Genomic DNA, 14329 nt, shown 5'->3' with positions numbered 1-14329 from the left:
GGGGCTGGTGCCTTTATGACACCGGCCTTTTTCCGTTGTATGAGCTATATCGTTCCATGCTGGATGGCAGTGTTCGATGGTTCAATTAATTGATGGAGTCCAGATGGGTTAAAGCACAGGCAGACTGTGTTTTACCGAAGAAGTCAATCTCCTTCAATCTGAGAAAGTTGCAGTGTCATTGGCAGATAGTGGATGAAAGCCTGACTTTCGTTCTGGACGCTAAAGCTCATGCAACGGTAACGGTTGAAATCACCGTTTTTTAATTGGGTAACAAAAGGGGGCCACCCGCCCTCAATAAACCTAGATGGCCAGACCAGACGGTCTGAAGCCAGTAACAGGTGACCAAGCTGGGGAACGCTGATGGCATACTCGTATACAGAGAAAAAACGCATCCGCAAAGACTTCGGCAAACTGCCGCATGTCATGAATGTGCCTTATCTTCTGGCGATTCAGCTTGATTCTTATCACAAGCTGCTGCAGTCCGGAAAAGAGCCGACCGCACGTGAGGACATAGGTCTTCATGCTGCATTCAAATCCGTATTTCCAATCGTTAGTTATTCTGGAAATGCGGCGCTGGAATACGTGAGCTACAGGCTCGGTACTCCTGCGTTTGATGTCAAGGAATGTCAACTTCGTGGTGTCACTTACGCAGTACCTCTGCGGGTAAAAGTGCGCCTGATTATTTATGACAAAGACTCTGCCAACAAGGCAATTAAGGATATCAAGGAACAGGAAGTGTACATGGGCGAAATTCCGCTCATGACTGAGAACGGTACCTTTGTAATCAATGGTACTGAGCGTGTCATCGTATCTCAGCTTCATCGTTCCCCTGGGGTATTCTTCGACCACGACCGTGGTAAGACACACTCTTCAGGTAAGCTGCTGTACTCTGCCCGTGTTATTCCTTACCGTGGCTCATGGCTGGACTTCGAGTTCGATCCGAAGGACATGCTGTATGTGCGTATCGACCGTCGTCGTAAGCTGCCTGCTACGATCCTTCTGCGTGCCCTGGGCATGAGTAACGAAGAGATCCTTAACAAGTTCTTCAGTTTTGTAGACTTCAACATCGGTTCTGACAATGTCAGCACCAAGTTTGACGCCAAGAACCTGCGTGGTGAAGCGGCAAGCTTTGACATCAAAGATGGTGAAGGCAACGTTCTGGTTGAGCAGGGGCGTCGTGTAACCGCACGTCACATCCGTCAGCTGGAAAAAGCCAAAATTGAACAGCTGGAAGCACCGGTTGAGTACATTTACGGAAAGGTTCTGGCCAAGACCGTTGTTGACTCTGCCACCGGTGAAATCATTGTTGACTGCAACACTGAAATCACCCCGGAAATTTACGAAAAGCTGCTGACAGCCGGTATCAAACAGGTCGAAACCCTGTACATCAATGAACTGGATTGCGGTTCATACATCTCCGATACCCTGCGCACTGACACCACGACAAACCGTCTGGAAGCTTTGGTAGAAATCTACCGCATGATGCGTCCCGGCGAGCCACCGACCCAGGAAGCAGCAGAAACCCTGTTTGGCAATCTGTTCTTCTCTGCAGAGCGTTATGACCTCTCTGCGGTAGGTCGTATGAAATTCAACCGTCGTCTGGGTCGTGAAGAAGACGTCGGTTCCGGTGTTCTGGATAACGCCGACATCGTTGATGTTCTGAAGACACTGGTGGACATCCGTAATGGTCAGGGTATCTGCGACGACATCGACCACCTGGGTAACCGTCGTGTCCGTTCTGTTGGTGAAATGGCTGAAAACCAGTTCCGTGTCGGTCTGGTTCGTGTTGAACGTGCCGTTAAGGAACGTCTGAGCCTGGCAGAGTCTGAAGGCCTGATGCCTCAGGATCTGATCAATGCCAAACCAGTGGCAGCGGCCATCAAGGAATTCTTCGGTTCCAGCCAGCTGTCCCAGTTTATGGACCAGAACAACCCGCTGTCCGAGGTAACTCATAAGCGTCGTGTATCTGCACTGGGTCCGGGTGGTTTGACCCGTGAACGTGCTGGTTTTGAAGTTCGGGACGTACACCCGACTCATTACGGTCGTGTATGTCCTATCGAAACGCCTGAAGGTCCGAACATCGGTCTGATCAACTCCCTGGCGACCTATGCCCGTACTAACGACTATGGTTTCCTGGAGTCACCCTACCGCAAGGTTGTGGATGGCAAAGTAACGGACGAGATCGATTATCTGTCTGCCATCGAAGAAGGTGAGTACGTTATCGCCCAGGCTTCTGCCAAGATGGACGACAGCAAAAACCTGACGGAAGAGCTGGTTAACGTTCGTCACCGCAACGAATTTACCCTGATGGGTCCTGAAAAAGTCCAGTACATGGACGTTTCAACCAAGCAGGTGGTTTCCGTTGCGGCATCGCTTATTCCGTTCCTCGAGCACGACGATGCCAACCGTGCCCTGATGGGATCGAACATGCAACGTCAGGCCGTGCCAACCCTGCGTGCCGACAAGCCCCTGGTAGGCACCGGCATGGAGCGTAACGTAGCGTCTGACTCCGGTGTTTGTGTTGTTGCTCAGCGTGGTGGTGTAATTGATACCGTTGATGCCGCCAAGATTGTTGTTCGTGTCAATAACGACGAACTGCAACCTGGTGAAGCCGGGGTCGATATCTACAACCTGACCAAGTACACCCGCTCTAACCAGAACACCTGTATCAACCAGCGTTCCCTGGTTCGCGCCGGTGAGATCATTGCCCGTGGCGATATCCTGGCTGACGGCCCGTCCGTAGATATGGGTGAACTGGCCCTGGGTCAGAACATGCGCGTAGCGTTCATGCCCTGGAACGGTTACAACTTTGAGGACTCCATCCTCATCTCCGAACGCGTTGTACAGGAAGACCGCTTCACCACGATTCACATTCAGGAACTGACCTGTGTGGCTCGTGACACCAAGCTGGGGCCAGAAGAAATCACTTCTGACATTCCTAACGTCGGTGAGTCGGCACTGAACAAACTGGATGAAGCCGGTATTGTTCATGTCGGTGCTGAAGTCGGTGCTGGCGACATTCTGGTGGGTAAGGTCACCCCGAAAGGTGAAACCCAGCTGACTCCGGAAGAAAAACTGCTGCGTGCGATCTTTGGTGAGAAGGCGTCCGACGTTAAGGATACTTCGCTGCGGGTACCGACTTCTGTCAAGGGTACCGTCATCGACGTACAGGTATTCACCCGCGACGGCGTCGAAAAAGACAGCCGTGCCCAGAGCATCGAAAAGGCGGCTCTGGACGAATACCGTAAGGACTTGAACGAAGAGTTCCGTATCGTTGAGGAAGATACCTTCGACCGTCTGCGCGTAGCTCTGCGTGGTCAGCCTGTTGACCGTGGTCCTGGCCTGAGCAAGGGCAACACCATCACTGACGAGTTCCTCAATGGTCTGGAACACGAACAGTGGTTCCGTCTGTCCATGTCTGACGAAGCTCTGAACGAACAGCTGGACCTGGCTAAAGAACAGCTGAAAGAACGTCGTGCACAGCTCGACGAGCGCTTCGAAGACAAGAAGAAAAAGCTGCAGACCGGTGACGACATGGCGCCTGGCGTCCTGAAAATCGTCAAGGTTTACCTGGCGATCAAACGTCGTATCCAGCCCGGTGACAAGATGGCGGGTCGTCACGGTAACAAAGGTGTTATCTCCATCATTATGCCTGTCGAAGACATGCCCTACGATGAAGAAGGTAACCCCGTTGACATCGTACTGAACCCCCTGGGTGTACCGTCCCGGATGAACGTCGGTCAGGTGCTGGAAACTCACCTGGGTGCTGCGGCACGGGGTCTGGGTCACAAGATCAACCGTATGATCGAGTCCCAGAAAAAAGTCGCTGAAATCCGTGGATTCCTGGATCAGGTCTACAACGGAGTCGGTGGCGGACGTGTTGAGGAACTGGACAAGTTCACTGACGAAGAAGTCATGGAACTGGCCCACAACCTGCGCGGCGGTGTACCTATGGCGACTTCGGTATTCGATGGCGCCAAAGAATCTGAAGTGAAGGAGCTGCTGCGTCTGGCAGACCTGAGCGACACTGGTCAGGTAAGACTGCACGATGGCCGTACTGGCGATGCCTTCGACCGTCCTGTGACTGTGGGCTACATGTACATGCTGAAGCTCAACCACTTGGTTGATGATAAAATGCACGCGCGTTCCACAGGCTCTTACTCTCTGGTTACCCAGCAGCCGCTGGGTGGTAAGGCCCAGTTCGGTGGTCAGCGTTTCGGTGAGATGGAGGTATGGGCACTGGAAGCTTATGGTGCTGCCTACACCCTGCAGGAAATGCTGACGGTTAAGTCTGATGATGTAACCGGCCGTACCAAGATGTATAAGAACATTGTCGATGGTGATCATCGAATGGAAGCCGGGATGCCCGAATCCTTCAACGTACTGTTGAAAGAGATTCGCTCTCTGGGTATCGACATTGAGCTGGACACCGAATAACGAATACGTGAAATCCAATGGTCGGGTATAACCCGGCCAGCGGATGGATCGAGGAGATGCGATCTTGAAAGACTTATTGAATCTACTCAAGACTCAGGGCCAGACCGAAGAGTTTGACTCGATTCGTATCGGTCTGGCTTCCCCAGAAATGGTACGTTCCTGGTCTTACGGTGAAGTTAAAAAGCCGGAAACAATCAACTACCGTACGTTCAAGCCTGAGCGTGACGGCCTTTTCTGTGCCAAGATCTTTGGCCCGGTGAAGGACTACGAGTGCCTGTGCGGTAAGTACAAGCGTCTCAAGCACCGCGGTGTTATCTGTGAAAAATGTGGCGTAGAAGTCGCCCTGGCGAAAGTTCGTCGTGACCGCATGGGTCACATTGAGCTGGCCAGCCCGGTTGCTCACATCTGGTTCCTGAAATCCCTGCCATCCCGTATCGGTCTGTTACTGGACATGACCCTGCGTGATATCGAGCGGGTACTGTACTTTGAGTCTTACGTCGTCATTGATCCGGGTATGACGACCCTGGACAAAAACCAGCTGCTCAACGATGAGCAGTACTACGAAGCCCTGGAAGAGTTTGGTGACGACTTTGATGCCCGTATGGGTGCTGAAGCCATCAAGGCTCTGCTGGCAGACATCGAGCTGGGTGAAGAAGTGGACATGCTGCGTGAAGAAATTCCGCAGACCAATTCTGAAACCAAGCTGAAAAAACTAAGCAAGCGTCTGAAACTGCTGGAAGCATTCCACAAGTCAGGGAACAACCCTGAGTGGATGATTCTGACTGTTCTGCCGGTTCTGCCGCCCGACCTGCGTCCCCTGGTACCGCTGGACGGTGGTCGTTTTGCGACCTCTGACCTGAATGACCTGTACCGTCGTGTCATCAACCGTAACAACCGTCTGAAGCGTCTGCTTGACCTGAACGCTCCAGACATCATTGTTCGCAATGAAAAGCGTATGCTGCAAGAATCGGTAGACGCACTGCTGGATAACGGTCGTCGCGGTCGTGCTATCACCGGTTCCAACAAACGTCCTCTGAAATCCCTGGCCGACATGATCAAGGGTAAACAGGGTCGTTTCCGTCAGAACCTGCTGGGTAAGCGTGTTGACTACTCTGGCCGTTCTGTTATTACCGTAGGTCCTACCCTGCGTCTGCATCAGTGCGGTCTGCCCAAGAAAATGGCTCTGGAACTGTTCAAGCCATTTATCTTCGGCAAGCTGGAAGCCAAAGGTCTGGCGACCACCATCAAAGCTGCCAAGAAAATGGTAGAACGTGAGACCCCTGAGGTTTGGGACGTTCTGGCTGATGTTATCCGTGAGCACCCGGTGATGCTGAACCGTGCACCGACCCTGCACCGTCTTGGTATCCAGGCGTTTGAACCGGTTCTGATCGAAGGTAAGGCGATTCAACTGCACCCACTAGTGTGTGCGGCTTATAACGCTGACTTCGACGGTGACCAGATGGCGGTACACGTACCTCTGACCCTGGAAGCCCAGCTCGAAGCCCGTGCTCTGATGATGTCCACCAACAACATCCTGGCACCGGCCAGTGGCGAACCTATTATCGTACCTTCCCAGGACGTGGTACTGGGTCTGTACTACATCACCCGTGACCGTATTAACGCCAAGGGTGAAGGCATGGCTTTTGTTGACGTCAACGAAGCCCTGCGTGCCTATCGTACCGGTCATGCTGACCTTCATGCCCGCATCAAGGTACGTGTTGCTGAAAAATACAAAGACGACGATGGCGTAGAACACAGCAATGCGTTCCTCGCCGATACCACCATTGGTCGTATCCTGCTTTGGGAAATCGTGCCGGAAGGCCTGCCTTTCGAACTGGTCAACCAGACCATGAAGAAAAAGGCGATCTCCCGTCTGCTGAATACCTGCTACCGCAACGTGGGTCTGAAAGAAACCGTTGTCTTTGCTGACCAGATGCTGTACATGGGCTTCCATTACGCGACCATCTCCGGTTCTTCCATCGGTGTTAACGACTTCGTTATTCCGGGCGACAAGAGCCGTATTATTGATGACGCTAACGAAGAAGTGCGTGAAATTGAAAACCAGTTTGCTTCCGGTCTGGTGACCCAGGGTGAGAAGTACAACAAGGTGATCGATATCTGGTCTCGTGCTAACGAGCTGCTGGCCAAGCGCATGATGGACAACCTGAAGTCCGACACCGTGACCAACCGTCAGGGTAAAGAGGAAGAGCAGGAATCCTTCAACAGCGTTTACATGATGGCCGACTCCGGTGCCCGTGGTAGTGCCGCACAGATTCGTCAGCTGGCCGGTATGCGTGGTCTGATGGCCAAGCCAGACGGCTCCATCATCGAAACGCCTATTACTGCGAACTTCCGTGAAGGTCTGAACGTACTGCAGTACTTCATTTCCACTCACGGTGCTCGTAAAGGTCTGGCGGATACCGCTTTGAAAACAGCGAACTCCGGTTACCTGACCCGTCGTCTGGTAGACGTTGCCCAGGACCTGGTGGTGACTGAAGACGACTGTGGCACAGTACGTGGCCTGCAGATGACCCCGCACATTGAAGGGGGTGAAGTGGTTGAACCTCTGGGTGAGCGTATCCTGGGTCGTGTGGTGGCTGAAGACGTACTCAAACCGGGTGCCGAGAATGAAATTGCGGTACCTGCCGGTACCCTGATCGACGAAGCCTGGGTTAAGCGTCTGGAAATCTTGAACGTTGACGAAGTCAAGGTTCGTTCTCCGATCACCTGTGAAACCCGCTACGGTATTTGTGCCAAGTGTTACGGTCGTGACCTGGGTCGCGGACACCTGGTTAACAAAGGTGAAGCCGTGGGGGTTATTGCTGCTCAGTCTATCGGTGAGCCCGGTACCCAGCTGACCATGCGTACCTTCCACATCGGTGGTGCTGCCTCCCGTGCTTCTGCACAGGACAATATCTCCGTTAAGAACAAGGGTACTGCCCGTCTGCTGAACCTGAAACACGTTGAACGTAAAGACGGCTCTTTGGTAGCGGTCAGTCGTTCCGGCCAGTTGGCTATTGCTGACGAATTCGGTCGTGAGCGTGAGCGTTACAAGCTGCCCTACGGTGCGGTGCTGTCGGTTAAGGACGGTGTTGACGTAGAAGCCGGTCAGATCGTGGCCAAGTGGGATCCCCACACTCACCCCATCGTGACCGAACTGTCGGGCACGGTTAAGTTCCTGGGTATGGAAGAAGGCATTACCGTCAAGACTCAGACCGATGAGCTGACGGGTCTGTCCAACATCGAAGTTCTTGATCCGAAGGATCGTCCTTCTGCTGGTAAGGATATTCGTCCTGCGATCCAGCTGCTGGATGCCAACGGCAAGGAACTGAAGCTGCCTAATACCGACGTAGCGGCCCAGTACTTCCTGCCTGCCAACGCGCTGGTGAACCTGGCCGACGGCACTACCGTAGAAATCGGTGACGTCGTTGCCCGTATTCCGCAGCAGTCCGGCGGTAACAAGGACATCACCGGTGGTCTGCCACGGGTGGCTGACCTGTTTGAAGCCCGTAAGCCTAAAGAGCATTCTATTCTTGCGGAAATCACCGGTACCATCGGCTTCGGTAAAGAGACCAAGGGCAAGAAGCGTCTGGTTATCACCCCGAACGATGGCAGCGATCCATATGAAGAGCTGATTCCGAAGTGGCGTCACCTGAACGTGTTCGAAGGTGAACAGGTTACCAAGGGTGAAGTTATTTCTGACGGTCCTACTAACCCCCACGACATTCTGCGTCTGCTGGGTGTCGGTGAGCTGGCCCGTTACATCGTTAACGAAATCCAGGACGTATACCGTCTGCAGGGCGTTAAGATTAACGACAAGCACATCGAAACCATCTTGCGTCAGATGCTGCGTAAGGTGGAAGTGACCGACACCGGTGATTCTTCACTGATCCGTGGTGACCAGTTGGAACTGACTACGGTTCTGGAAGAGAACGAGAAGCTCAGCGATCAGGATCAGATCCTTGCCAAGTACGATCGCGTACTGCTGGGTATCACCAAGGCTTCCCTGGCTACTGAGTCCTTTATCTCTGCGGCTTCCTTCCAGGAAACCACAAGAGTACTGACCGAAGCAGCCGTGACCGGTAAGCGTGATTACCTGCGTGGTCTGAAGGAGAACGTGGTTGTAGGTCGCCTGATTCCTGCGGGTACCGGTCTGACTTATCACGAAGAACGTCGTAAGGGTCGTGAAGAGCCAGAGTTTGAAGTACCGAGCAAGGTATCTGCTTCTGAAGTTGAAGCGGCTCTGTCTGAAGCTCTTAATTTCGGCGAGGTGTAACGATAGGCTGATGCCTGTTTTTATACAGTGAGCTAAATGAGAAAGGCTGCCTTCGGGTGGCCTTTTTTACTTTTTCACCTTTGCGCTATCTTTTGTAGACACAAAATGACTGCACGCAAAGAGGATTTCTTTCATGGTTAGCATTCCTTCCACTAAGAAGCTCTTGGAGCAGGAGATTGATCTCAATCTGGCTATCCACCTGTTCCAGAACCGATTGATCACTCTGGCAAAAGCAGCACGTATTGCCAACAAACCACTCACGGAATTCATACAGGTGCTGGGAAGTATGGGTATTGATGTTGTTGATTATGATCCTGATGAACTTAACCGCGACTTGGACTCTCTGAGTTCATAGTTATGTCTGGACACACTTAAAACCCAACATTTAGTTTTTTCAGGCGCTAACCTGCAAACCATTCTATATTGAGTTCCTGATTGGAGATTCGGCTGACCATTCTGCAGGATAGCGGTTCATAAGATAGGGAGGATATTCCGAGACAAAGCCAAAGATTAAGACAGCAAGGTGCACACATGGCTTCACCAGTTAAGGCTTTTGATATGGGTAGGCAGTACAGGTTCGTTGTAGTGTTATTCTGTCTGCTCTGTTTCCTATTCGTACCCTCACAACTTCGGGCAGTGAACTGTACAAAATGCGGTCGAGAGTGCAGTTTAAATCCCTGTGCGCAGGCAGATGAATCACAGGGGACTCTGAGCCTTGCCATAGATATATTCAGGCGTGCCGCACAGGCAACTCCTGAAAATTTTGTCCTGTCCCCTGATGGGCTTTTTCAGACACTGTCACTGTTACTGATGGGGGCTACTGATGAAACCCGGGAATTGCTTCAAAAGTGTCTGAGAGAGGATTATTCTGAGCCAACCGGTGCCACAGCACCAGGCGCGACAGCCTGTGGACAAGACCAATACTGTATTGCCAATTGTCTGCTTCTCTCCAATATGCATACTCTTCAGGAAACCTATAAACAGAGGCTTGAACAAATAAACGCCGATATTCGCGATAACGTCAACTTCTCCGACCGTGCATCATTACAAAGCCTTGCCAAGGAACTCAATCATCTATTTTGCCAATTAACCCATGGATTGGTTCGAGAGTTTTGCAAGGACGACGATTGGCATTCCGGTACAGTCATGGCACTTATAAATTCTGTTTACTTCAAAGGACTCTGGGAAAAGCCTTTCAGGAAACGAATTGGAGGAGGCGTATTTACTTTACCCGATAATCAAAAAGTTGTTTTAGACGGGTTTATGGATGGAGTAATTAATGGTTCCCAACAGGCTGAATACAATGGTTGGATTGCAGTTAGCGTCCCCTACCAGGGAGATCATGAAATGATTCTGATTCTACCCCCCCAAGGGATAATGCCCCACGAGGTATCGCCAGAAATAATAATGGCACTGTTTTCATCGTTAGGGTCCGAGGAGCTACCTGTATTCAGCCCAACAGCGCCTATTGGAGTCCCGACTTTTAGCGTTGATTCGGACACGAACTTGATAAACGTATTAGCCCAAACAACTTTACAGCCTCTTTTTACAGGCGCACTCAGCTTAGGGTCGATGCTTTCCAATCCAGTACCTCTTTTTATTGATGTGTTTAATCAACACAGCGTCATAGAAGTTGATGAACAAGGAACCGAGGCCGCAGCTGTAACAAACGTCGGTTTTCTTACGTCAACGGGTGGTCCGAAGCCTGTTGATTTTACACGACCATTTATTTATATATTGCGCAATAAAGAAACAGGAAGAATCCCCTTCATTGGACAGGTACTTGATCCCCGGAGCTCAGGGGCAGGTGCTTCAGGATCGGGTGGCCATTAAATCAACGGTGCGCTATTTTCCTGCCTGCCAGGTATAGAATTGGCTTTCTGATATTCCAAGGCCAATAATGGCTCCGGCATGGAGATTATCGAGGTCGGTCATTGTCATAGCCGTAAATTTTTCAACCTCTCTAATGGCATTGTTCAGGCAGAATTGTTCGATAAGTTGAGCCGCCTCTTCACGGTGTAAATTATCACGGATAACCTGCCCCATGACCTGTTTTCTCAATTGTCGGTGCTGGATTCGGAAGGCATCGATCCCTCCCAGGGACTCTTTGACAACGTCGTATTGATTGCAGGAGCGAAGATAAGCCCAGGCAAATAGATCCAGCATAGGGTTGACGTCATTTAACTCATAAATTGCCAGCAGTGCCGGAATATAGTCATCGCGGGGAACATCGGTAAAGCTTAAAGGACATAAATTCTGTTTGATAAAAGGGATATTGCAAGTCAGGCGAGAGGTTCGTTTATTGACATCTTCAAATGCCTGCAAGTACGAAAGGTGTACCAGAAGAAAGAAGCTCTGTTCGAATGGGTCTTCTATTTTATTGGCTTTGACCAGTATCAGTTCCAACATTTCTCTCAGGATATGGGGGTTTTCCAAAGGTAGGTAACTTGATTTTCCTATCTCGACCGTAACGGTTCGGATGTTACCGCAGCTCTGTGGATTTGCCAGTAAGTCCTGGGATAGGAGGTTGTGCAGGTTGAACAGGGTAAAACAGTCGAGTTTGATCAGTTCTGCATTTTCTATGAGAAACAGAATCGCTTCTTTGTGATTCATAATCATCGTGGTTTCTTCATCAATTTTTCCATCTGCCATAATGCCTTTTTCTATCAGCTTCTGAGTGTCAAGTCTGGAGTAGGTGTTTCCCTCAAGTCGACTTGAGTTATAAGACAGATCGATCAGAAGTCTTTGAGATATCTGACGGGCGTAGGTGCCAGCGGCTAACTGTTGATCAAAGCGTTTACCTTCCAGAAGCAGTTGTCTGCGAATGTCATAAGGGACATAACGTGTTTCGTTAGGGACATAATTTTCGATAAACTCCCTGTTATAGGACACTTTCGCGCGGGCATGGAGCGGTTTTTCCAGTAAATAAAGGACATTCTGGCTATCCGGACTGAAAATCAGGCTCGATTTGTCCTTAATTTGTCCCTTGTCATCGGTTTCAGAAAGGTGAGTCGGGTAGTATTTTGTTGCTCTTCTGTTTCCTTCTTTGACAATAACTCCGTCAGCGCAAAGGCTGTTCAGACGCCTCTGTAATGTCTTGTTATTTATAGAAAAAGCAAGTAGATCTGAGATCTCTCCCCGGGCTAGCCCGCTTGAATTTAGCTCAATAATTTTAATGATTTCATTAAGCTGCTGGTCATTATTTAATGCCATCACTGTCCCTTAGAAGTGTCTCTTAAAACCATATTGGGACAATTATAGGACAAATAAAGGACAAATAAAGGACAAATAAAGGACATTCTGAGGCGCTTAAAGGACAAACTGGGTTTGGACTGCAATTATGACTCTGGATGTGGGAAGTGGATAGAGCAAAACGTGCTAAACCACCACCAATCTCAAAACCGGGATCATTCACCATCTGGGCAAAGATCACTGCCAGAGCCGCAGCCAGAGGCCGACGCGCCCACCACAAATGCAGTTTACGCTAAATCCTGGAAAAACTGGCATCTTGTCGTATGAAAGGCAAACAGCTTGTTGGTCGCTATTTCATTGAGCTCAAGATGAAGAAAGCACTTCAGGGCACAGTCGTCATCAGCAAGATCACTGATGATTTCCAAACCCTCCCTGATCATATCGCCACGATCACGCTGCAAGCGCAGGCAATTCAGATTGAGTACCTCAATGGTATGATCTGCACGGGCTGCTTCTGTTTCGTTCAGGTCTGGATGGGGTACTACCCGACCATCAAGCTCATAGAAAAAGTACCTCTGACAATCCTGCTCAGTCGGTTTGATGAATAATGAAGCATCATACTGGTTATTGCGCTTGAGTTCAGAATGTCCACAGCTGACTGGGTTGAGGTCTTCATTACTTTGTTCGGCTTCGTTGCCTGTTTTGAAGCAAGAGAGCATGAGATTATGAAACTCAAAGGTCAGTAGCGGGTTGCCCGACTTCGATTCTATATGCTCGATGTGATAGCCAAGAGCTTCTTCCCGGTTATCCAACTCTACTTCGCAGTACGCACAGAGATGCCTTTGAGCAGGTAGCAATGCATCGTAAATTTCCGCCTTGCCCCGAAATCGTTGCCAGGCTGTGCGAGGGTCATCAACGGCTTGTTGCTGTCGTCTTTGAAGCTGTCTTGGAACCGCCAGAGGATGAGTTAACTGCTTCACCCTTCCCCCTTGCTCTGTTGTTGTTTGGCAGCATTGACCGATTTCCAGCGATTGATTGCCATATTCGCAAGGCGTAGCTGGCTGTGGTTAGGGCCATAATGCGCTTCGAGCTCTTTGCGCTGTACCTGAATAGCTTCGCTGTTAATATCGCCCCGGTTGATGCGCTCAAGGTAGGTTTTCAACTTTTCTGACATGGCATCTTTCGGGCGTGAAGGCACATGCATCAGGTCTTCAAGGATTATTTTGCTTTCTTCACCACGAGTATTGATAGCCGGTTGAACGACTTTGCCTTCGCTGATGATTCGAATACTCTCTTTAGCGACAGTACTCAATACCTGTGGACTGTGAGTGGTAACAATGAACTGAATGTTTGGGAAGGCACGGGTTAGCCCTTCAATCACTGTTTGCTGCCATTTCGGGTGCAGGTGCATATCAACTTCATCGATCAATACGATACCTTTGCTGAGCTTTGCTGCGTCCTTACCAAAATGTGAGTTCAGATGGCTACACCTGTAAGCAATGTCTGCCACCATTGCCAGCATGTTCTTGATACCGTCACTGAGTTGATCGACCTTAAGAATGCCTTTGTCTTTGTGGCGCAGTACCAGAGATTTGTCGTGTTGTTGACTGTATGCAACATTGTGCCAACCGGTTTCTTTAAGGACTTCATTGGTTGCACGCTGAATGACTTCAATAGGGTTTTGCAGATGTTCTTCTGCATCAACATTCGTTGCCCCAGCCTGAATTTTTTCGATTTGCGATTCCAGCATTTTCAAAAATTTGGATGAGTACCAGTCTTCAAACTGTTTATAGCTGGATGCAGGGTCCAGGCAGTCACGATAGGCAAAGGTGTTGATCTGCTCATCGGTTTGCTCTCTTTTGGTTTTGTTTTTTTCTGCCTTGCTAGCGGTTAGTCTCTTCTCATTCCAAAGGCGTCCTGTGCCGTAGTATCCAAAAACTGGCAGGTTCTGATTATGGTTTGAGCTTCGGATCAGTTCCTGAAGCTCTTTACCATCTCGTTTCAGCTGCTTTGTACCAGGGTCATCTTTGGTCTGAGAGCGTCTTGCTTCGCTGTCCCGAAGGCGCAACCATTTTGCTTTGCCCCTACCGTAACTCCCCGTCACTTCTACAACACTGGGGAGGTTTCTATGCATCCCGGTTTCATCTGCCTTTGAGAGCATAACGTCATCAATTGTTATGGTATTCGCTGGGTCTGCATAAGCTGTTTTTGCCAGATCAAAGCTGCTTACATAGGGCCATAGAGCAATACGTATCGCATCCAGCAATGTTGTTTTACCCTGCCCGTTTTCTGCAACCAGCATAGTTACCTGTGGATGCAGGTTTACATCTAGTTCTTGGTAGCAACGAAAATTGATCAGTTTGATACGTTCTAACTTCATAGCCTCTGCTCCGGTAGCATGGACCGGGATAGTAAATCTTTCAA

Annotated in this window: 7 protein-coding genes; 4 read left to right on the top strand and 3 right to left on the bottom strand. The window is 50.1% G+C overall.

Annotation, left to right across the window (positions count from 1 at the left end):
* Window positions 1–360 precede the first annotated feature (360 nt).
* The 4 genes from rpoB to K7B67_RS18530 all read left to right on the top strand — a co-directional run bounded on the left by rpoB (window position 361) and on the right by K7B67_RS18530 (window position 10546).
* A complete protein-coding gene (gene rpoB / locus K7B67_RS18545; protein ID WP_252177353.1) occupies window positions 361–4437 on the top strand; it encodes a DNA-directed RNA polymerase subunit beta in 4077 nt (1358 codons plus the stop codon).
* A gap of 64 nt (window positions 4438–4501) precedes the next feature.
* Entirely contained in the window at window positions 4502–8713 is a 4212-nt protein-coding gene (gene rpoC, locus K7B67_RS18540; protein ID WP_252177352.1) for a DNA-directed RNA polymerase subunit beta', read from the top strand.
* Between the two features lie 133 nt (window positions 8714–8846).
* On the top strand, window positions 8847–9068 hold the full coding sequence (locus tag K7B67_RS18535; RefSeq protein WP_252177351.1) for a UPF0175 family protein: 222 nt from the start codon (window positions 8847–8849) through the stop codon (window positions 9066–9068).
* A 176-nt stretch (window positions 9069–9244) separates the two neighbouring features.
* On the top strand, window positions 9245–10546 hold the full coding sequence (locus K7B67_RS18530) for a serpin family protein (RefSeq protein ID WP_252177350.1): 1302 nt from the start codon (window positions 9245–9247) through the stop codon (window positions 10544–10546).
* A 12-nt stretch (window positions 10547–10558) separates the two neighbouring features.
* On the opposite strand, the gene K7B67_RS18525 is transcribed toward K7B67_RS18530, so the two are convergent.
* From K7B67_RS18525 to K7B67_RS18515, 3 genes are all read right to left on the bottom strand, one after another.
* Window positions 10559–11926 carry a Fic family protein gene (locus K7B67_RS18525; RefSeq protein WP_252177349.1) on the bottom strand — a complete coding sequence of 456 codons (1368 nt, stop codon included), beginning with the start codon at window positions 11924–11926 and terminating at the stop codon, window positions 10559–10561.
* 266 nt (window positions 11927–12192) lie between these two features.
* Window positions 12193–12885 (bottom strand): retron system putative HNH endonuclease, encoded by a 693-nt coding sequence (locus K7B67_RS18520; protein WP_252177348.1) that lies wholly within the window; start codon window positions 12883–12885, stop codon window positions 12193–12195.
* Entirely contained in the window at window positions 12882–14285 is a 1404-nt protein-coding gene (locus tag K7B67_RS18515; RefSeq protein ID WP_252177347.1) for an AAA family ATPase, read from the bottom strand. The genes K7B67_RS18520 and K7B67_RS18515 overlap by 4 nt, the downstream gene beginning before the upstream one ends.
* Window positions 14286–14329 lie beyond the last annotated feature (44 nt).

This window comes from Endozoicomonas sp. 4G (genome assembly GCF_023822025.1).
Lineage (GTDB): Bacteria > Pseudomonadota > Gammaproteobacteria > Pseudomonadales > Endozoicomonadaceae > Endozoicomonas_A.
The sequence above is the reverse complement of the archived record's forward strand: the minus strand, read 5'-3'. Positions and strand labels throughout refer to the sequence as shown.

Bases quoted from the DNA above. Each gene is read 5' to 3' on its own strand.
- rpoB (WP_252177353.1), top strand. From the start codon at position 361: ATGGCATACTCGTATACAGAGAAAAAACGCATCCGCAAAGACTTCGGC.
- K7B67_RS18535 (WP_252177351.1), top strand. From the start codon at position 8,847: ATGGTTAGCATTCCTTCCACTAAGAAGCTCTTGGAGCAGGAGATTGAT.
- K7B67_RS18530 (WP_252177350.1), top strand. From the start codon at position 9,245: ATGGCTTCACCAGTTAAGGCTTTTGATATGGGTAGGCAGTACAGGTTC.
- K7B67_RS18525 (WP_252177349.1), bottom strand. From the start codon at position 11,926: ATGGCATTAAATAATGACCAGCAGCTTAATGAAATCATTAAAATTATT.
- K7B67_RS18515 (WP_252177347.1), bottom strand. From the start codon at position 14,285: ATGAAGTTAGAACGTATCAAACTGATCAATTTTCGTTGCTACCAAGAA.